At 55.7% G+C, this 20,011-nt stretch carries 12 protein-coding genes; 6 read left to right on the top strand and 6 right to left on the bottom strand.

The features are described from left to right. Nucleotide 1: 1 nt before the first annotated feature. The 3 genes from A15D_RS00210 to A15D_RS00220 all read right to left on the bottom strand — a co-directional run bounded on the left by A15D_RS00210 (nucleotide 2) and on the right by A15D_RS00220 (nucleotide 9,043). Nucleotides 2–4,195, bottom strand: coding sequence for an ATP-binding protein (locus A15D_RS00210; RefSeq protein ID WP_158245768.1), 4,194 nt, complete (start codon nucleotides 4,193–4,195; stop codon nucleotides 2–4). A gap of 475 nt (nucleotides 4,196–4,670) precedes the next feature. Next, nucleotides 4,671–5,963: a ribonucleotide-diphosphate reductase subunit beta gene (locus A15D_RS00215; RefSeq protein ID WP_102790287.1), complete on the bottom strand. Its 1,293-nt coding sequence runs from the start codon at nucleotides 5,961–5,963 to the stop codon at nucleotides 4,671–4,673. Between the two features lie 191 nt (nucleotides 5,964–6,154). After that, nucleotides 6,155–9,043, bottom strand: coding sequence for a ribonucleoside-diphosphate reductase subunit alpha (locus A15D_RS00220; RefSeq protein ID WP_102790288.1), 2,889 nt, complete (start codon nucleotides 9,041–9,043; stop codon nucleotides 6,155–6,157). 100 nt (nucleotides 9,044–9,143) lie between these two features. On the opposite strand from A15D_RS00220, the gene A15D_RS17110 reads away from it, so the two are divergent. From A15D_RS17110 to A15D_RS00245, 6 genes are all read left to right on the top strand, one after another. Continuing rightward, on the top strand, nucleotides 9,144–9,386 hold the full coding sequence (locus A15D_RS17110) for a hypothetical protein (protein WP_146026821.1): 243 nt from the start codon (nucleotides 9,144–9,146) through the stop codon (nucleotides 9,384–9,386). A gap of 297 nt (nucleotides 9,387–9,683) precedes the next feature. Then, nucleotides 9,684–10,406: a response regulator gene (locus tag A15D_RS00225; RefSeq protein WP_102790289.1), complete on the top strand. Its 723-nt coding sequence runs from the start codon at nucleotides 9,684–9,686 to the stop codon at nucleotides 10,404–10,406. 25 nt (nucleotides 10,407–10,431) lie between these two features. Then, entirely contained in the window at nucleotides 10,432–12,048 is a 1,617-nt protein-coding gene (locus A15D_RS00230; protein WP_102790290.1) for an ATP-binding protein, read from the top strand. 150 nt (nucleotides 12,049–12,198) lie between these two features. Continuing rightward, a complete protein-coding gene (gene glpK / locus A15D_RS00235; RefSeq protein WP_102790291.1) occupies nucleotides 12,199–13,686 on the top strand; it encodes a glycerol kinase GlpK in 1,488 nt (495 codons plus the stop codon). Between the two features lie 537 nt (nucleotides 13,687–14,223). Beyond that, nucleotides 14,224–15,327, top strand: coding sequence for a diguanylate cyclase (locus A15D_RS00240; protein ID WP_102790292.1), 1,104 nt, complete (start codon nucleotides 14,224–14,226; stop codon nucleotides 15,325–15,327). Continuing rightward, nucleotides 15,324–16,427, top strand: a complete 1,104-nt coding sequence (locus tag A15D_RS00245; protein WP_102790293.1) for a GGDEF domain-containing protein — start codon at nucleotides 15,324–15,326, stop codon at nucleotides 16,425–16,427. The genes A15D_RS00240 and A15D_RS00245 overlap by 4 nt, the downstream gene beginning before the upstream one ends. A 151-nt stretch (nucleotides 16,428–16,578) precedes the next feature. On the opposite strand, the gene A15D_RS00250 is transcribed toward A15D_RS00245, so the two are convergent. The 3 genes from A15D_RS00250 to A15D_RS00260 form a co-directional block, all read right to left on the bottom strand. Further along, entirely contained in the window at nucleotides 16,579–17,634 is a 1,056-nt protein-coding gene (locus A15D_RS00250) for an ABC transporter ATP-binding protein (RefSeq protein ID WP_102790294.1), read from the bottom strand. A 73-nt stretch (nucleotides 17,635–17,707) separates the two neighbouring features. Continuing rightward, on the bottom strand, nucleotides 17,708–18,616 hold the full coding sequence (gene argF, locus A15D_RS00255; RefSeq protein WP_102790295.1) for an ornithine carbamoyltransferase: 909 nt from the start codon (nucleotides 18,614–18,616) through the stop codon (nucleotides 17,708–17,710). Beyond that, nucleotides 18,613–19,797, bottom strand: a complete 1,185-nt coding sequence (locus A15D_RS00260; protein WP_102790296.1) for an aspartate aminotransferase family protein — start codon at nucleotides 19,795–19,797, stop codon at nucleotides 18,613–18,615. The genes argF and A15D_RS00260 overlap by 4 nt, the downstream gene beginning before the upstream one ends. Nucleotides 19,798–20,011: the final 214 nt, after the last annotated feature.

The raw sequence follows: 20,011 nt of genomic DNA on the forward strand, positions 1-20,011 counted from the left end.
TTTATGGTTGGTTGTGAATTCTAATTTGACCAGCCCTATCTCCATCTTGAGTTGATAATTTGCAATCGACCCTTCTGTTGCAAAAATCATCAAGATATCCTTTTAATGCATGTGCTGTTTCAAGAGCTTTTTTGTCTTCTGGTATGTGTTTCGCTAAGGACATAGGCATTACGACGATGCATTTTGCCATGGCGCGGGAAATGGCGACATTGGTTCTCTCTAGTTGTAGCAAAAAGGCCTCTTCACCTGAAATTACATCAACGTCAGCCACGCCATAAGTGACGATAATACAATGGCGCTCTCCGCCCTGGAAGCGCTCTACTGTGTCAACAGCTTCAGAGATGAGGTTTTTTTCTTGGGGGAAAAGCTCTTCAAGTTCTCGAATTACTAATGCCCGTTGAGCTCTATGTGGTGTAACAATGCCGACACAGTCATTCCAAAATGTATCGGCCGTGAGTGCGAGTTGTTCATCTTTTCCTCTTCCTTTTAAGCTTGGGCTTATAACTTGCCTGAGATTCCAAACTATTCCTGCAACCAATTTCGCCTCAAAGTGATTGCCTTGAGATGATATTTCGTCATCGTGTAGCAGTGCTACAACTTGATTATCTGGGTCAAGTAACTCTTGATATTGGTCGCACCAAGGAAGTTGGCTGGGGTAATCGGATTCGCTCGGAATCGGATGCGTGAATGACAGAGAGGTATTTGGGTACACAGCCGTAAGTTCCTCTGGGTACCCAATTGTTTTTGCAAAATCAACTATCGCACCAGCAGATCTGTAATTTTGATCTAGAATGCATGGTGTTATTGTTTCACCGAAATCTCTGGAAACAAGGTAGTTTTGAATGCTTCCGATCAAATAGGCTGCATCGGCGGGAGCTTCGACAGCGCTGATTGGTGGCATTTGGAGGTCGTCACCGGCAACTACTAGGCGACCCTCAGATTTTAATCCACAAAGTGCTGAAAGCGCATTGGAAACTGGAACTTGAGAGCTTTCGTCTATGATAACAAGATCAAAAACGTCATTAATCAATCTTTCTGATTCGCTGGTTCCGCTAGATAATCGGCGAGCTTGCCTTATTTGAGATCCTACGATGTGAACACCTGAGTCGCCCTTTAGGTTTTCTAGGCAATGTATGTAGCCAGGGTCATTGTTATCAAATGAAAAGCTTGAAAAATCAAGGCTCGCAGATGATTGTAAGTTTAATCTTCCAGAGGTTCTTGAACCAGAGTATCCGAAACTGATGTCGCAGAAAACCTCTTCGTCTTCAACTAAAGCCCTGTATGTTCGATCTATAACCTCTTCAACTGCTTTATAAGTTGGCCCTGTGACAAGAATTTTTAAGGGCTTTCCAGCGGAGCTATATGTTTTAGACATAGCATAAATCAAATATGCCAGTGTTTTCGTTTTTCCTGTGCCTGGAGGCCCCCAGATTACAGTTAGTCCTTTCTCAGCTGAGCGTTGGACTGCTGTTTTTTGAGAAGGATTTAGGGCGCCGGCAGATTCAGCTATGGCCGCAATTTTAGCAGCAGATTCTGTTGAGAGTATAGATTTATTGTATGGGGTTGCTGCATCCCATAAGACTTCCGCAGCGGGCGTATTGTTGCTATTTCTGGTTTGTCTTCTCGGGGGGGTTAAACCCATTGCTGCAGCAGCGTTCTCGTCATTTTTAGCAATTGGAGGGTTTCCAATTTCTCTTAGGATTTTGGAGCTGGTATTCGCCCAATTGAATGCCTTCGGGCTTTTCGGTTCTAGCAAGAAAACGTCATCCAGTAAATTCTCTGTACAATTTTCTATCAGATATGGAATGAAATCAGGGTCACTCCAAAACGATAGTTTGACAGTCGCAGTTAGGTTGAGCCGGTCAAATTCAACTAGGCGAGCAGACAGTACCGACCAAAGTGGCATGTACTGAGGTGGTTGGTTTCCTGTGTATGGTAGTGCGTCAGGGGATATAATTTGGTTAACATTTTCCAGGGGGAATCCTGGTCGTCCAAGTTTTCCAAGGGTTAGCATGCTATCGTTCTTGAATTTTGCTTCGGCTGACGTTGCTGCAACATCAAAGCGGTATTTTTCATCACCTATGTAATGACCGTTCTTAAGGATGATGGCTTCGTATGTGGCTTCGAGCCTAGCTCCTTCTAGAACTTGTTGAAAATGTGACTCTAGCTGTGATGTTAAGAAATTAAGTTCGTCCCACCAAATCCAAAGCTTTGCATCAAAAGCTACTCCCGTTGCTCCCCTTGGCGTGGATGTGGGTATTTTGGGTGCTACGGCTTTGAAAGAACCTCTATAATCCTCTCTTAACTTTTCACACACTGACTGAAGCGACCGAGACTGTCTTTTTAGAGCATCCGAGAAGTCAGAGATGAGATTGTTTCTAGGAATAACATTCGGCCCGCGATTTATGCGTGGTGAGTTACTCCATATCTCATAAATTCTTTCTCGTGGAATGCCATTGCTTAAATATTCTCTATAATAAGGATCCCTCACGGAGGGGTTGTACTGTGATCTGTTGTATATTTCGGCTGTATCAAATAGGGTGATGACGTGAGGTGTTGGTGTGAACACCATCCTTTTTACAATATCCTCAATTATAACGACTGTAGCTGTCTCCACTGCGCGGGGAGTAGTGACTAAATCTTCTGGTGTGAAAATCCAAACAAGAGCTCTCGTTTTTCGGTTACTTAGTTCCAGAACCCTGGGGAGGTGACGCCCTATGGCATTGCATAGCTCGATAAACTGTCTTTTTTCCCATATATGAATCTGCCCCTTAAGGTTGTTCGCACCAAGCTTGTTTTCGGCAATTTCTATGCAGTCGGAAATTTGGGTCAAAAAACCTTCAAGTGCTATCCATTCGGCTTCAAGTGTTTTTTCGTCTACAACAAAAGCGACGTTCGGGAATCTATTTGGGGCGATTCCGGTTGTGTAGCTTGTTGTAAGTCCGGAAATGGACATTCCAGTTAATAAGCCTGCGCTAGCATCAAAATTAACGCTAAGAAACAGCTGCAAGTTGGAGTAGCCAGCAAGTGATGCGATTACTGCATCGGGATCGTTCCCAAGCTGTTGGTTTAGAATTGCGTTAGCTTTTGCTGGAAGGGTTGCAGCCTCTTTTTTAAGAAATGTATGTTTCTGGAGGGCTGGGTGGCCTGCTGAGTTAGAAAGGGCTGCAGCATTGTTAATCGCGTCTCGTTCGAGGGTTTTTTTGGCGCCACGCGTAATGCCCGGAATCAAGCTTAAGTGACCTGAGTCTTGGGCCGCAGTAATGCAATACCCCGCTCTGTTATTTTCAATAAGGCTATGGGTAGATGTTCCTAGATGTCTTTTGTCACCGAGCCAGTCGCAGTTCGCGCACGAGCTAACTACATGCCAGTCCAAATCCTTCCAGGAATCTTTGTCTGCATCGCCTATCCTGATTACCCGAGCAATATCCTCAAAAAACTGCTTTACCGTTGCTAGATAGTAGTAAAGGTGCGTTTCTTCGCAATCACTAATTAACCCAGATAATAAGTCTTGAGTTGATCCTTTCGCATGGATTGCGCTATCCAGGGCGCTATCTCCTTGTTTTTTTAGTGTCCATAGGTAGGCATCAGAGGACACATAATACTTGCCCCTCAGATTAGGGTTGTTAGCCAACCAATTTGAAAGCATTAGGCTATACATCGCTATTTCAGCACAATAGCTGGGGTTCGATTCGCTTGTGTGCTTGATATCCATAACCTTTATGGCTTGTCTTTTTTCGTTATCCCCAATTTTGGCTCTGGATCCATTAATTAAAACTTCATAATCGCCCTTTTGCGGAGGAATGATTAGAAGAAGATCTGGTATGAAGTCGGCAATAGGTGGTATTAAAGGTGCATCGTTCAACGGCACACCAATATTACTAAGAATTTTTATTCTGAATGAATCAACTGAAAATTTCGGCTGGATGATGATGCTCGGTGTTGCTTGAAGGTTGGTTAGGGCGCTCTGAAGATCAATGTTATTGAATTTTTTTTCGCCGCGGCTATATACCGCCGCTTTGCCGAAAGCGCCCACAATTTTGTCATTTCTTTCGAGCTCTAATTCTTTGCCTGCTAAGGAGAGCGTGCCGATCCCGGGCCTTTTAACTGGTTCAGGGAGCCCTAGAGCACTGATGTTTTGTCTCTCATGTAGAGAAAAATATAATTCTTTATCGCATCGGGTGCGTAAGTACATTGACAGGGTGCTTTTGGAGACTTTTCGATGTGACGCTCTGCTGTTTGGCATCCAGCTTGATCCTTTTGATTGTTCTCGGAGTGAGTGGCTCGTTAGGTCTCTAGCGGGCGACCATCTCCAGATATCCATTCTGTGTACTTTGGGAAACTTAAATGATTTTGTTGTTTGCCGCTGTTTCTTGACTTGGGGCTGGCGTTGCCAGGTTCTTCCTCGACAATGTTGAAGGTTAAACTCGAATTTTAATTATGCACTTATTTGTTTTTCGGGGTGAAGTGCGAGTTTAGAATTATTAGTGGATGTCTGCGAATCAGGCAGCAGGGCCCTTTTCTGTAAGGTCATGTTTGTTGTACGGGCTTGCTGTACTGAGCTCTCTCTAATGGCAAGAAATCAGTAAGTGATTGATATAAAAAGAGGGCACGTTACCGTCTAATGGCAAACGTGCCCTCTCTAATGGCAACTCACATCTGAGGGTGATTTAATCCCAGCTCAGTGCACCACCCACTTGGTACTCAGTCACCCGCGTTTCGAAGAAGTTCTTCTCTTTACGCAGGTCCATGATTTCGCTCATCCACGGGAACGGGTTGTTCACGCCTTTGAACTGCTCCGGCAGGCCCAGCTGGGCGAGACGGCGGTTGGCGATGAACTGCAGATACTCTTCCATCATGGCGGCGTTCATGCCGAGTACACCGCGTGGCATGGTGTCGCGGGCGTACTGGATTTCCAGCTCGGTGCCTTCCAGGATCATCTGGGTGGCCTTGTCGCGCATGGCCTGGTCCCACAGGTGCGGGTTTTCCAGTTTGATCTGGTTGATGACGTCTACGCCGAAGTTCACGTGCATGGATTCGTCACGCAGAATGTACTGGAACTGCTCGGCGACACCGGTCATCTTGTTGCGGCGACCCATGGAAAGGATCTGGGTGAAGCCACAGTAGAAGAAGATGCCTTCCAGTACGCAGTAGAACGCGATCAGGTTTTCCAGCAGTGCCTTGTCGGTTTCCACGGTGCCTGTCTTGAACTCCGGATCGGACAGGTCGCGGGTGTACTGGATTCCCCACTGGGCCTTCTTGGCCACGGCAGGAATCTCGCGGTACATGTTGAAGATCTCACCTTCATCCATGCCCAGGGACTCGATGCAGTACTGGTAGGCGTGGGTGTGGATCGCTTCCTCAAAGGATTGACGCAGGATGTACTGACGACACTCCGGGTTGGTGATCAGGCGGTAGATGGCCAGCACCAGGTTGTTGGCAACCAGGGAGTCGGCGGTGGAGAAGAAACCCAGGTTACGCTTGACGATGCGGCGCTCGTCTTCGGTCAGTCCGTCAGGCTTTTTCCACAGCGCCAGGTCGGCGTTCATGTTCACTTCCTGGGGCATCCAGTGGTTGGCGCAGCCATCCAGGTATTTCTGCCAGGCCCAGTCGTATTTGAACGGTACCAGCTGGTTGAGGTCGGCGCGGCAGTTGATCATGCGCTTGTCGTCCACTTCCACACGACCGGCAGTGCCTTCCAGCTCGGCAACGCCTTCGGCTACGTCCATTTCGGCCACGGCGGCTTGGGCGCGTTCGACGGCGTCGGTTACGGCGTTGTCGGTTCGTCCTCGCAGCTCATCGCTTCCTGAATCTCCAGCATCCGCTGCACTTCCCGGTGCCGGTGCTTGAGGTGCAGATGCCGCTTGGTCAGAAACCGTCTCAGATTGCGGCGGCGTTGCGGGCTTTGGTTGCGGCTTGGCGGCAGGCGTCTCTTGCGCATTGAATTCGTCCCAGCTCAGCATGTGTCTCTCTCCATTCCGTTCTTACAAGGTTGGTGGTGGTGATCACCGCTTGCGTATTCTTCTGCCGGTCGGACATCAGAAGTCTGACGTCGGACGCTTTTATCTTTTGTCGTCAGACGTCCGACCTCAGACGTCCGACCCTTTCCGGTAGCGCAGGTCTTGGGTATTTCCCAAGACCTGGCTGGCTACGGTTACTGACAAGCCTCACAATCCGGGTCATCGATGGAGCAGGCTTGCGGCACATCCGCGGCCTGGCCGAACTCTGCGGCGGGCTCTTCCACTTTGGAGGAGACGCGGTTCAGCTTGCCATCGTTGATGGTGGACTTTTCTGCCTGGGTGGCACCGATGGCGCGCAGGTAGTAAGTGGTTTTCAGGCCTACCAGCCACGCCATCTTGTACGTGACATCCAGTTTCTTGCCGTTGGCTTCGGCGATGTACAGGTTCAGGGACTGGGCCTGGTCGATCCATTTCTGGCGACGGCTGGCGGCTTCCACCAACCAGCGCGGCTCTACCTCGAACGCGGTACGGAACTGTTCCTTGAGGTCGGCCGGAATACGCTCGATGGGCTGTGCTGAGCCATCGTAGTACTTCAGGTCGTTGACCATCACGTTGTCCCACAGGCCGCGCTCTTTGAGAGCGTTCACCAGATACGGGTTCACCACGGTGAACTCGCCGGACAGGTTCGATTTCACGTACAGGTTCTGATAGGTGGGCTCAATGGACTGCGACACCCCGGTAATGTTGGCAATGGTCGCGGTCGGCGCGATCGCCATCACGTTGGAGTTACGCATGCCTTTTTTGGCCATCTCGCGAACGCTGTTCCAGTCCAGAGTCTGGCTACGGTCGACTTTGCAGTATTCCTCGCCACGCTGTTTCACCAGAATGTCGATGGAGTCGATGGGCAGGATGCCCTGGCTCCACAGGGAACCATCGAACGTCTCGTAGGCGCCGCGCTCTTCCGCCAGTTTGGCGGAAGCTTGAATGGCGTAGTAGCTCACGGCTTCCATGGAGTTGTCGGCAAACTGGACGGCGTCGCTGGAGGCGTAGCTGATGCCTTGCTTGTACAGGGCATCCTGGAAACCCATGATGCCCAGGCCAACCGGGCGGTGTTTGAAGTTGGAGTTCTTCGCCTGGGGCACGCTGTAGTAATTGATGTCCACCACGTTATCGAGCATGCGCACAGCGGTGTTGATGGTGCGCTGCAGCTTCTCGGTATCCAGGCCGTTTTCGTCCACGTGCTGTGCCAGGTTCACGGAACCCAGGTTGCAGACGGCGATTTCATCCTTGTTGGTGTTCAGGGTGATCTCGGTGCACAGGTTGGAGGAGTGCACCACGCCCACGTGCTGCTGCGGGCTACGCAGGTTGCACGGATCCTTGAAGGTGAACCACGGGTGGCCGGTTTCGAACAGCATGGACAGCATCTTGCGCCACAGGTTGATGGCCGGGATGCGCTTGAAGTGCTTCAGTTCGCCGCTGCGGGTCTGCTCTTCGTACGCCAGGTAGGCCTTCTCGAAAGCTTCGCCGTACAGGTCGTGCAGGTCCGGGGTGTCGTTGGGGCTGAACAGGGTCCAGTCCTGCTCGTTGAGCACGCGCTTCATGAACAGGTCCGGAATCCAGTTGGCGCTGTTCATGTCGTGGGTACGACGGCGGTCGTCACCGGTGTTCTTGCGCAGCTCGAGGAATTCCTCGATGTCCATGTGCCAGGTTTCCAGGTAGGCACACACGGCGCCTTTGCGCTTGCCACCCTGGTTCACGGCCACGGCGGTGTCGTTGACGACTTTCAGGAATGGCACCACGCCCTGGGATTTGCCATTGGTGCCTTTGATGTAAGAACCAAGCGCGCGCACCGGGGTCCAGTCGTTACCCAGGCCGCCGGCAAACTTGGACAGCATGGCATTGTCCTGGATAGCACCGTAGATGCCGTGCAGATCATCCGGCACGGTGGTCAGGTAGCAGCTGGACAGCTGCGGACGCAGGGTGCCGCTGTTGAACAGGGTCGGGGTAGAGCTCATGTAGTCGAAGCTGGACAACAGGTTGTAGAACTCGATGGCGCGCTCTTCACGGTTGTCTTCTTCGACGGCCAGGCCCATGGCGACACGCATGAAGAAGCACTGCGGCAGCTCGATGCGGGTGTCGTTATGGTGAATGAAGTAACGGTCGTACAGGGTCTGCAGACCCAGGTAGGAGAACTGCAGGTCACGGTCGCCATTGATGGCCGCGCCCAGTTTTTCCAGGTCGTACTCACCGAGCTGCGGAGAGAGCAGCTCAAGCTCAATGCCCCGGCTGATGTACGCCTGCAGGGCGGCACCGTAAAGGGTGTTCATTTCTTCGTGGCTGGCACGCTCGGCCACGCCCAGGAACTGAAGGGCCTCGGCGCGGATCTTGTCCATCAGCAGGCGGGCGGTGACCTGGGAGTAGTTGGGCTCCACTTCGATCATGGTGCGCGCGGTGATCACCATGGAGGTGTTCACGTCGTTGATGGAGACGCCGTCGTACAGGTTCTTCACGGTTTCGGTGATGATCTTGTCTGCGTTGACATCGGCAAGACCGTCACAGGCGGAGCGGATCAGGTGCTCAAGACGCGCCATGTCCAGTGGCGCCTTGCTGCCGTCTTCCATGGTGACGTTCATGTCGACCTTGTGGGTCGGCTCGGGCAGTTGGGTCGCGGCTTGTTCGGCACGCTTGGTGGCCTGACGCTCACGGTAGAGTACGTAGTCGCGGGCAACCTTGTGCTCGCCGTTACGCATTAGCGCCAGTTCTACCTGATCCTGAATCTCTTCAATATGGATGGTGCCGCCGGAGGGCATACGACGCTTGAAGGTCGCGCTGACCTGCTCGGTCAGACGGGCCACCACGTCATGGATACGGGAAGAGGCGGCAGCGGTACCGCCTTCTACGGCCAGAAATGCCTTGCTGATGGCCACGGTGATCTTGTCATCATCGTAGCTGACAACCTTGCCGTTGCGCTTGATGACGCGCAGCTGGCCCGGTGCCGTGCTGGCAATGTTCTGGTCCTGTTCGGTGCTGTCACCGGCCTGGGCGGCGGCGCCCTGTGGGTTCTGGCTCATATCCGTTTGCATGGTGCCCTCTCCGTTGTACTCGTTGTGGTGCTGTTCTGTCTGTTGTGTGGTCTTGCTGCTGATGTCAGCAGGGTGCGTGGGGCTAACCACGCAAAGCGCCATGACACTGGATCATGGCGCAAAAAACGCATTGTTGCGGGTGGTGTGGGCTGAATTGCCTGTTAACCACTATATCTTGTGTCCCTTCCATGAGTCTGCCGTTGTCCCTGAGTGGTTGAAATGCTCTAAGCGGCTGATCGCGCTGGCATTTTTCATGTTGATTACGGACAGATTGAAAACTCGTGACCGTTTAACAAAAACCCAACATATTGGGGTCGGCGCTCGAGTTCAGTACAAGTTATAGTTGGCATCGCGGTTTTGCAAGCATTTCGCCTGGGGAAATTTTGTGGATAAGTTGTGGAGCAATGTGGGTGCATTGCCGGCGCACTTTTTCCGTGCGGGGGAACACTAGATATTGTGTTTGTCAACGGAAAAGCCACCCCGAAATCGGGGCCTGAGGCGCCTTACAACCTTCCTGCAGGTTGCCGTGGGGAATGCGGATGCGTATAAACATGCGGTAGGGATACGTTTGTAACAGTTGCCGGGTTGGCACTGCGAACAACGACAATAATGACAGGACATCTAAAAGGATAAGGACGGGATGACAACGGTTCAGGATAACCCGCCAGCCATCATGATCGTGGAAGACGATGAGCGTCTCGCCGATCTGACCTGTGAATATCTTCAAGCCAATGGACTCGATGTGACCGTCGTCAGTGACGGGGAAGAGGCCATTCGCCGGATTCGTGCCGAGCAGCCGGATCTGGTGGTTCTCGATCTTATGTTGCCGGGAGCAGACGGATTGACCGTGTGCCGGGAAGTCCGCAGCGCGTACAAGAACCCGATTCTTATGCTGACGGCCCGAACCGACGACATGGACCAGGTGCTGGGCCTGGAAATGGGGGCGGACGATTATGTGGCCAAGCCGGTGAAGCCGCGGGTACTGCTGGCACGGATTCGTGCCCTGCTGCGCCGGGTGGAAACTGACAGCGAACGCGATAACTCTCCGGCACGGTTGGAATTCGGTGTCCTGGTGATCGACAACTCCGCCCGGGAAGTCACCCTGGCAGGGGAATCTGTGGATCTGACCAGCGCGGAATACGACCTGCTGTGGTTGTTGGCGTCCAACGCCGGCACGGTGTTGTCTCGCGAAACCATTTTCGAAAAACTGCGCGGCATTCAATACGACGGCCAGGACCGTTCCATCGATGTGCGCATTTCGCGGATTCGACCCAAGGTCGGGGATGACCCGGAAAACCCCAAGCGTATCAAGACCGTGCGCTCCAAGGGGTATCTGTTCGTCAAGGAAATCGGCGCGGCCTGATCTGTCTGCCGCACGCGGGTGACGTTTGAATAGTATTTTCCTGCGGCTCTACGGGGGCTTGTTGCTGGCACTGTGTTTTATCGGTGCCATCACCTATGCCTCTGTAGAACTGGTAAACCACTACCGCTCGGACCTGTACCGGGAAGCCATGGCTCGCGGCACCTTCTACCTGATGGCAGAGGGGTATCAGCGCTATGAGTCCCAGGAGCGGGAACGCTGGAGCCAAGTGCTCAGCAAGCTGTTCAATGCCGAGATCACCCTGAAAAATGCACAGGAACTGCAACTGGGTTATCGCGAAGATCTGCATCTGAGCGATGGTCTGGTAGTCATGCGGCTCAACGACAGCGAGGGCTATGCGGACATTCTGTTCCAGCTGCCCGGTGAAGATGCCTATATCACCACCCGCATGACCAAGGTCTCCGAGCAGCAGGCGCGGGCCACGGCGGTGCTGATCCTCAATCACCTGTCTCACTTTCCGGAAGCCGAATGGCAGCCAGCGCTGGCGAGGCTGCAACAGCACTTTGGCTATAGCCTGAGTCTGGTGAGCCGCGACAGTGTCAGCCTCGACGATGAGCAGGAGCAGAGGCTCAACCGCCGCGAGGTGGTGATTGCCCTGGATGACAGTACCCGCCGTGATTCCAGTATCCGGATTTTTGCTCCGGTAGCGCAGACCGGCATGTTGTTGATGCTGGGGCCTCTGAGCCTGTTTGATCAATTTCCGATTGAGTTGTTGCTGATTGCCGGGGCGCTGAGTTTGCTGGCGGTGGCATTTGCGACCTATCTGCAGGTCAGTCCGTTACAGCGACGTCTCAAGCAGCTGGACCGGGCAGTAAGCCAGTTGGGTACCGGAGACCTGGGCGCGTACGCCAATATCGAGGGCAACGATGCCATCGGGCAGGTAGCGGCGACGTTTAACGGCATGACCGCGCACATTCGCAGGCTGATCGAATCACAGCGAGAAATGACCCGGGCCGTGAGTCACGAGTTGCGCACCCCGGTTGCGCGGCTGCGTTTTGGATTGGAGATGCTGGCTGATATCGAGTCCGCCGACATGCGTCGGGAAAGACTCAACGCCATGGATCATGACATCGAACAGCTTGATCAGCTGATCGATGAGATTCTCACCTATGCCCGCCTCGAGCAGGGCACCCCGAACATCGAGTTCAAACCGGTGGTAGTGGCAGAGCTGTGTGAGCAACTGCGAGAAGAGCTGGAGACGATTCGGGGGGATACCACCATTACGGTCGAATGTGCCAACCCCCGGCTGGATGTGGAAGCCGAGGAACGCTACCTGCATCGTGTGCTGCAAAACCTGGTCACGAATGCGCTGCGGTATGCCGGCTCTTCCATCGTTATGCGGGTGTCGGAATCCGACGGGCAGGTGGTGATCCATGTGGATGATGACGGCCCCGGCATTCCCGAGCATGAGCGCGAGCGGGTTTTCAAGCCGTTTGCCCGGCTGGATAAAAGTCGTCATCGGGCCAGTGGCGGTTACGGACTGGGGCTGTCTATCGTGAAGCGTATCGTGGACTGGCATGGTGGGGTTATTCGCGTCGAAGAGAGCCCGGCGGGTGGCGCCCGATTTACCGTGGAGCTTCCGCGTACCCAGCAGGAACAGCACGTTCTGGTACGTATGGGCTGAAGTCCGGCTTTGTCCATAAACCTGTCCGAAATCGCGTAATCTGTTGGTCTGCCGGCAGGTAAAATGCCGCGGCTTTTGCGTCTCTGTCGATCATGGATGAGCACGCAAGACATTATTCAGAGGTTCTCAAAACAACAAGGTGTTCGCCGCATGTCATACATCCTCTCCATTGATCAGGGCACCACTAGCACCCGTGCCATTGTCTTCAATGCCGATGGCCATGCCCTGGGGCAGGCACAGAAGGAATTTCGCCAGCACTTCCCGTCAGATGGCTGGGTGGAGCACGACGCCAAGGAAATCTGGAACGATACCTTGACGCTGTGTCGTGAGGCACTGCGCAACGCGCATGTGGAGGCGCAGCAGCTGGCGGCCATCGGTATTACCAATCAGCGCGAAACCACCGTCCTGTGGGACCGTGCCACGGGCGACCCGTTGGCCCGGGCGATCGTCTGGCAGGACCGGCGCACCGCATCCACCTGTGAGGCCTTGCGTGATGAGGGGCATGAGGGGGTCGTGCGTGAGCGCACCGGTTTGTTGCTGGACCCGTACTTTTCGGCCACCAAGCTGGCCTGGTTGCTGGACAATGTGCCGGGTGCACGGCAACGGGCCGAGGCAGGGGAGCTGGCCTTTGGCACCATCGATTGCTGGTTGTTATGGCAGCTGACCCGCGGCAAGGTGCACGCGACCGATGCCACCAATGCGTCGCGGACCCTGCTGTTTGATATCCATCGCCAGTGCTGGGACGAGGAGTTGCTGGCGCTGTTTCAGGTGCCCGCTTCAGTGTTGCCAGAGGTGCGGGACAGCGCCGGTGAGTTTGGGCTGACTTGCCCGGAGTTGCTGGGTGCGGCGGTACCGGTGGCAGGCATTGCCGGGGACCAGCAAGCGGCACTGGTTGGCCAGGCCTGTTTCGAGCCTGGGATGGTGAAAAGCACCTATGGCACGGGCTGTTTCATGGTCATGAACACCGGAGATGCGGTGGTTTCGGAAAACCGCTTGCTGACCACCGTTGGCTACCGGGTCAACGGCAAGACAACGTATGCCCTTGAGGGCTCTATCTTTGTCGCGGGGGCGGCGATCCAGTGGTTGCGTGATGGGCTTAACCTGATTCGCGATGCCAGTGAGACGGAAGCCCTGGCGCGTCGTGCCGGTTCCGCTGGCGGGGTGTACCTGGTGCCGGCATTTACCGGCCTGGGGGCGCCCTGGTGGGACCCGCATGCGCGTGGTGCGTTGCTGGGACTGACCCGGGATACAGGCATTGCCGAAGTGGTCACCGCGGGCCTTGAAGCGGTGTGTTACCAGTCACGGGATTTGCTCGATGCCATGGCGGCGGACTGCGGTACCCGTCCCACGACCTTGCGAGTGGATGGGGGCATGGTGGTGAACAACTGGCTGAGCCAGACCTTGTCTGATGTGCTGGGTGTCTGTGTGGATCGCCCGCAGGTGACCGAAACCACGGCGCTCGGCGCTGCCTATCTGGCCGGTCTGGGGGTTGGCTTGTACGACTCGCTGGAAGCGGTTGCGTCGCGCTGGCAGTGTGAGCGCGAGTTTGCGCCAGCACTGGAAGAGTCTGACCGGGAGCGTCGTTATCAAGGTTGGCGAGATGCCGTGGCACGGGTCTGCCGGGACGCGGGTCAGTAACTTTTCGGAGTCTCTTGCGCTTCCGTTTTCCCTCTCCGCTTGCAAGCAATCTCCCACAGCGGGCAGGTCCCCACTGCTAGCCAGCACAAAGTGTGGGAACGGTGGCACCACCGCGAGTGAAGAGCCTGGTGAGGCAATCGCGGTCGAACGACCGCTCCCACTCTATTGCCTGCTGCCTGTGGCCGGTCTGCAGGCTGGCAAATCCGGATGCAGGCACGAGTCGCCCCTTCGTTTGCATGCAATCTCTCCCAGCGGACACTTCCCTACTGCAAGCCACCACAAACTGTGGGAGCGGTGCTTCCACCGCGAATGAAGGGCCGGCGAGGGCCTCGCGGCCGGATCGCCGCTCGCGCTTTGCAGCTCTGCTTCCTCAAGTAAATCAGATGTTTACTGGCCGCTGGCGACGGGCGGTGCGAATTGGTAGACGGTCAAACTGTGAACCAATAGGCATTTAGCATTAGTATTGACGCATAATTAATACTAAATCGTCATATCAGTGTGGTGCGGGTGGGAGGCCACACTCTTTGGGAATCCTTAATGGATCATGCTTTGACCCTTCATCCTGCAGCCATGCAGGGCCAGCGAGTGCGCCGGGTATTGTTTGCCATCCTGGCGGGAGGCGGTGCCCATACGCTGCTGTGCTGGATCACGCTGCAGCTGGATTTTTTCCGCGGTGGAGATGCGGTCTTTTACCCGCTGTTCGGCATTATCTGGGGTGGCCACTTGCTGTTCATGGCGTTCATGCTGCTGGGCCTGAACCGTCGTCTTTCCGAACCTTCGATGATCTTCCCCTTGATGGTGTGGTCGACAACTGGCCTGCTGGTAACCGCACTGGTGGTCGATCAGGCCCGCCTGTGTGTAATGATGATTTTCTTCGCGGTGGTGCAACTGGGCGTATTGCAGGCGTCGCTACGCCAGTTTGTTGCTTTGGCACTGTACTGTGTGCTGAGTTACGCAGCGATTCTCGGGGTGGTGGGTCTGTACTGGCCAGAAGTGGTCGATCTGCGTGGTGAGTGGATGCAGTGGGGCCTGTTCTCGGCCATGGTGGCGGCGGTGACCCTGCTGGCATCGGAAATTTCCGCCATCCGCAGCCTGCTGGGCAAGCGGAATCAGCAATTGTCTGAGGTGGTCGAACGTATTCATGAAATGGCTGTAAAGGACGAACTGACTGGTTTCTATCGTCGTCGTCATGCCATGGAACTGCTTTCCAAGGCGTGCGGACAGGCGTCGCGAGGGGCGTTTTCTCTGGCTGTCGCGTACGTGGATCTGGATCATTTCAAACGTATCAATGATCAGTATGGGCATAGCTGCGGTGATGAAGTGCTGGTGCGCTTTGCGGAAGTGGTTCAACGTCATCTGGGAGGCCAGGATTTCGCGGCCCGCCTGGGGGGCGAGGAGTTCATGCTGGTATTGCCGGTCAGCGACCAGGCTGAGGCCGTCAACCTGCTGGAAGGGATCCTGATGGGGATGCGCAGTCAACGCTTTGACGACGCCCCGGGGTTGGCCGTGACCGCCTCGGCAGGCCTGGCCATGCTGGCCGATCAGGAGTCGCCTGCAGAGGTGGTGCGCCGGGCGGATCAGGCTCTGTATCGTGCCAAGGAATCCGGCCGTGACCGCATGATTTTGGGGGAGGCGCCATGAATCAGGACCTTCGCCAGGCAAAGCGGTTTACCCTGAATGAACGTCGTCTTCTCAAGCGCCATGGTCGCTCCGCTATTGCCATCATGGCCATGCATACACTGTTATGCGTGCTGTACTTCCGTCAAGGCTATCTCCAGATCAGTGTGGAAACCGGGTTGGCATTGCTGGCCGGGGTGTGGGGGTCGTTGTTGGCGTATCAGGTCTTGCTGGTCTCTGGCTGGACCTTGAAACTGCGTGAGCCGTCCCTGTCCCTGTTTCTTATTCTGCACTTCACCCTGGTGTTCATGGTCAGTGGCTACTATGTGGATGAGTTTCGTCTTAGTGCGGTGACGCTCTACTTTGCCGGGTTGCTGCTGGTGTCGTTCCGTTTGTCAGGAAGGACCATGGTGGGGGTGGCGCTACTGGGAAGCGGGGCCTATGCGATCATGCTCTGGCTGGCGTTGAATGATCGCTGGATCCAGCTGAGCTTTTCCGTCGAGGCTTTGCAGTGGCTGGTGTTTTCCATGATTGCTATCAGTTTTGCGATTACCGGAGGCGGTATTAACCGTCTGCGCGATACCCTGGAAGACAAGAACCGGGAGCTGGCCAAAGCGGTGGAGCAAGTGCGCGAGATGGCGATTCGAGATGACCTGACCGGGTTGTTCAATCGCCGGCATCTGCTGGAGATTCTGGAGCGCCAGCGCGCCCTCGCGGTGCGCAAGAAGCTGCCCTTCGCGGTCTGCTATGTGGATCTGGATCATTTCAAACAGATCAACGACCGCTTTGGTCATGAATGGGGCGACAGAGTGCTGCGACGGTTTTCGCAGGTGGCTATGGCAGGGATGCGCGACGGTGATTATTTCGGCCGGCTGGGAGGAGAAGAGTTCCTGTTGATCCTGCCGCAAAGCGATGAGTTGGGTGCGGTGCGTGTGGCGGAGCGACTGCGCAAGCGTTGGCGCGAAGAGAGCTTCGGCGCTGAAGGTGGCCCTGCCGCTGTCAGCTTGTCCGTCGGCGTCGCCGCCTACCGTGACACCGACACCATCGACGCCCTCATCAACCGTGCCGATGAAGGCCTGTACAAGGCCAAGAGTGGTGGGCGGGATCAGAGTCAGGTGGCTTGAAGAGCAGTTAACAGTGAATAGTTAACAGCGAAAACCCGCGGAATAACACGGGGTTGGGTTTGAAATGCATGAGGCCGCGTCCTGACTCTGGGCGCGGCCTCATGCATTTCAAATTCAGAGCATCGCGAACTCGCGAGCTGTTCACTGTTAACTATTCACTGTTAACTAAAAAAGTGACCAAATGCTTGGTCCCAAGCCTGACATGCAGGGCATCGCCTTCCAGCACGTTGATGTGGCTATCGGTCTGGCAGAGCAGGGTCTCATTGGCGCTGATGCGCAGGTGGTAGAGGATGGTGGCGCCGGTGAATTGGCGTCGGGTCACCGGCAGGGCGAGGGTGGCCGTTTCGTCGGCGACCAGGTCTTCGGGACGAAGCAAGACGTCCACGGCGGTGCCAGGTGTCAGGGTATCCTGACGTCGGCCAGAGACTTCGCCGAGACTGGTGAGTACGCTGTGGGCAGTGGTGACTTCGCCACGGAGGAAGGCACCGTAGCCGGCAAACTCGGCTACAAACCGGGTCGCAGGAGCGTGGTAGATATTATACGGGGTATCCCATTGTTCCAGCTCGCCGTGGTTCATGACGCCGACCTTGTCGGCAAGCGCAAACGCTTCCTCCTGGTCGTGAGTGACCATCAGGGCTGTGACGTTTTCCTCGCGCAGAATGTCCCCCAGTTCTCGCGCCAGCTGGCGACGCAAATCCAGATCCAGGCTGGCAAAGGGTTCGTCGAGCAACAGCAGGGCCGGGCGAGGGGCCAGTGCTCTGGCCAGTGCTACCCGCTGTTGTTGCCCGCCAGATAATTCGTGGGGGTAGCGCGCTTCCATGCCGGCCAGTCGAACCCGAGCCAGGCACTCCTTGACCCGTTGATCCCGTTGTCCGGCCGGCAGCTTGCGAAGACCGAAGGCGACGTTGTCGGCAACGGTGAGATGGGGAAACAGTGCATGTTCCTGAAAGACCATGCCGAGCCCGCGCTGTTCCGGGGGCAGTTGTTGCTGGCGGCTGGAAACGGTGCGCTCACCGATACGAATGCTGCCATCGGTGACGGGTTCCAGGCCAGCAATGGCACGTAGCGTAGTGGTCTTGCCGCAACCGCTGGGGCCCAACAGACAGGCAATTTCGCCTGCCGCCAGTGACAGACTGAGATCTTTCACCACGGCCTGTTGATGGTAACCACAGGCCAGGTTTTGAATACTCAGCAACGCCTTGTTCATGGTCGTGGGCTCCACGCTTCATCAGCCTGTCAGGCGGCATGTTCCCGCCAGGCAGGTTATGCAGAGGGTTGGCTCAATGCTGCCCGGTCAGCAGGAATTCCAGCAGCGCCTTCTGGGCATGCAGACGGTTTTCGGCTTCATCCCAGACCACGGCACGGGGGTCGTCCATCATCTCGTGGCTGACTTCCTCGCCGCGGTGGGCAGGCAGGCAGTGCATGAACAGGGCGTCGGCATCGGCCAGGTCCATCAGTTCCGGAGTCACCTGATAGCCTTCAAAGGCATTCAGACGGCTTTCCTGCTCGTCTTCCTGTCCCATGGAGGCCCACACGTCGGTCACCACCAGATGGGCCCCCTTTACCGCTTCGCGTACATCCGCCTGCAGGCTGACCCGTTCCGGGTAGCGGCTCATCAGTGTTTCGCTGGGGGTAAATCCTGATGGGCTGCTGATCACCAGTTCAAAGTCGAAGCGGTTGGCCGCATTGATATAACTGGCACACATGTTGTTGCCGTCACCGACCCAGACCACTTTCTTGCCCTGAATGCTGCCGCGATGCTCCACGAAGGTCTGCATGTCGGCCAGCAGCTGACAAGGGTGGAAATCGTCGGTCAGCGCATTGATGACCGGCACCGCAGAATGCGCGGCAAAGGTTTCCACCGTGGCATGATCAAAGGTGCGGATCATCACCGCATCGACCATGCGTGACAGTACCCGGGCAGAGTCTTCGATCGGCTCGCCGCGGCCTAGCTGGGTATCACGGGGCGACAGGAAAATGCTGGCGCCGCCGAACTGGGTCATGGCCACTTCGAACGACACCCGGGTGCGGGTGGAAGACTTCTCGAAGATCATGCCCAGGGTCTTGCCCTGCAGGGGCTCGTGACGCTGGCCGTTGCGCTGCATGGTTTTCAGCTCAATGGCGCGCTGGATCAGGTAACCCAGTTCGTCGGAGGTCAGGTCGTTGAGGGTCAGGAAGTGGCGAGTCATGCGACCTCCTGGGCAGCGGCAAACTGGCGAATGACGGCTCTCAGCCCGTCCACCAGGGTTTGCATCTCTTGTTGGCTGATCACCAGGGGCGGCAGCAACCGGACCACGGAGCCGGCGGTCACATTGATCAGCAGGCCGGCTTCACGCGCCAGGTTAACCAGCTCCGCACAGGGCCGATCGAGCTGGATGGCCAGCATCAGGCCCTTCTGGCGAACGCCCGTCACCATGGCCAGATCTGCCAGTGAGGTCTGGAAGGCCTGCTTGAGCCAGGCGCCCTTGTCGTTGACGCTGTCGACCACGTCGTCAGTGAGAGTGTTGACCACCGTCAGGGCCGCGGCGCAGCCCAGCGGGTTGCCGCCATAGGTGCTGCCGTGGTTGCCCGGTCCAAACACGCCCTCAGCCTTGCCAGCGACCAGACAGGCGCCGATGGGGAAACCGTTGCCCAGGCCTTTGGCTGTGGTCAGAACATCCGGCACCACATTCTCGCCCATGCAGGCAAAGTAATGCCCGGTCCGACCGTTGCCGGTCTGGATTTCATCCAGCATCAGCAGCCAGTCATTCTGGTCACAGAGCTGACGCAGAGCGGTGAGGTAGCCTGCATTCGGGATATTGATGCCACCCTCACCCTGCACTGGCTCAACCAGTACCGCCACCACATCCGGATTGCCGGCCAGCGATGCAACCGCATCCGGATCATTGAACGGCACCCGGACAAAGCCTTCTACCAACGGACCGAAGCCCTCCTGCACCTTGGCATTGGCGGTAGCCGACAAGGTGGCCATGGTGCGGCCATGGAAGCTGCCTTCCATCACGGCTACCACGGGTTTGGTAATGCCTTTGCGGTTGCCATACAGGCGCGCAATCTTGATGGCTGCCTCGTTGGCTTCGGCCCCGGAATTGGAGAAAAACACGCTCTGCATGCCGCTCAGCTCACACAGACGCTGAGCCAGGGATTCCTGGGCGGGAATACGGTACAGATTGGAGGTGTGCATCAGCTGCCCGGCCTGTTCGGCCAGCGTTCGGCTCACCGCCGGATGGCAGTGTCCCAGGTTGCAGACCCCGATGCCGGAAATGGCATCCATGTACTTGTCGCCGTTCTCATCGAACAGCCACACCCCTTCACCGCGCACAAACGCCACCGGCTGCCGTGCGTAGGTGGGAATCAAATATTGCTGACTCATTACCCTGACTCGTTAACGCAAATTCGTCTGTTTCAGCCTCGCTGAAACAAAAAACGGCAGCTGTGGGCTGCCGGGAACCGCCGATGATAGCGCACATTTTAGTGAACAGTTAATAGTTAACAGTGAACAGCGAATAAGGGTAGGCTGGGGCCGGCCTGATTTTGTCACTGTTTTTTTAGCTGTTAACTATTAACTGTTCACTGTTCATTGCCCT

It is taken from the genome of Alcanivorax sp. MD8A (assembly GCF_002888555.1).
Lineage (GTDB): Bacteria > Pseudomonadota > Gammaproteobacteria > Pseudomonadales > Alcanivoracaceae > Alcanivorax.

Coding starts and splice junctions, on each gene's coding strand:
- A15D_RS00245 (WP_102790293.1), top strand. CDS start 15,324: ATGAATCAGGACCTTCGCCAGGCAAAGCGGTTTACCCTGAATGAACGT.
- argF (WP_102790295.1), bottom strand. CDS start 18,616: ATGACTCGCCACTTCCTGACCCTCAACGACCTGACCTCCGACGAACTG.
- A15D_RS00240 (WP_102790292.1), top strand. CDS start 14,224: ATGGATCATGCTTTGACCCTTCATCCTGCAGCCATGCAGGGCCAGCGA.
- A15D_RS00225 (WP_102790289.1), top strand. CDS start 9,684: ATGACAACGGTTCAGGATAACCCGCCAGCCATCATGATCGTGGAAGAC.
- A15D_RS00215 (WP_102790287.1), bottom strand. CDS start 5,963: ATGCTGAGCTGGGACGAATTCAATGCGCAAGAGACGCCTGCCGCCAAG.
- A15D_RS00210 (WP_158245768.1), bottom strand. CDS start 4,195: ATGTACTTACGCACCCGATGCGATAAAGAATTATATTTTTCTCTACAT.
- A15D_RS00220 (WP_102790288.1), bottom strand. CDS start 9,043: ATGCAAACGGATATGAGCCAGAACCCACAGGGCGCCGCCGCCCAGGCC.
- glpK (WP_102790291.1), top strand. CDS start 12,199: ATGTCATACATCCTCTCCATTGATCAGGGCACCACTAGCACCCGTGCC.
- A15D_RS00250 (WP_102790294.1), bottom strand. CDS start 17,634: ATGAACAAGGCGTTGCTGAGTATTCAAAACCTGGCCTGTGGTTACCAT.
- A15D_RS00260 (WP_102790296.1), bottom strand. CDS start 19,797: ATGAGTCAGCAATATTTGATTCCCACCTACGCACGGCAGCCGGTGGCG.
- A15D_RS17110 (WP_146026821.1), top strand. CDS start 9,144: ATGACACTGGATCATGGCGCAAAAAACGCATTGTTGCGGGTGGTGTGG.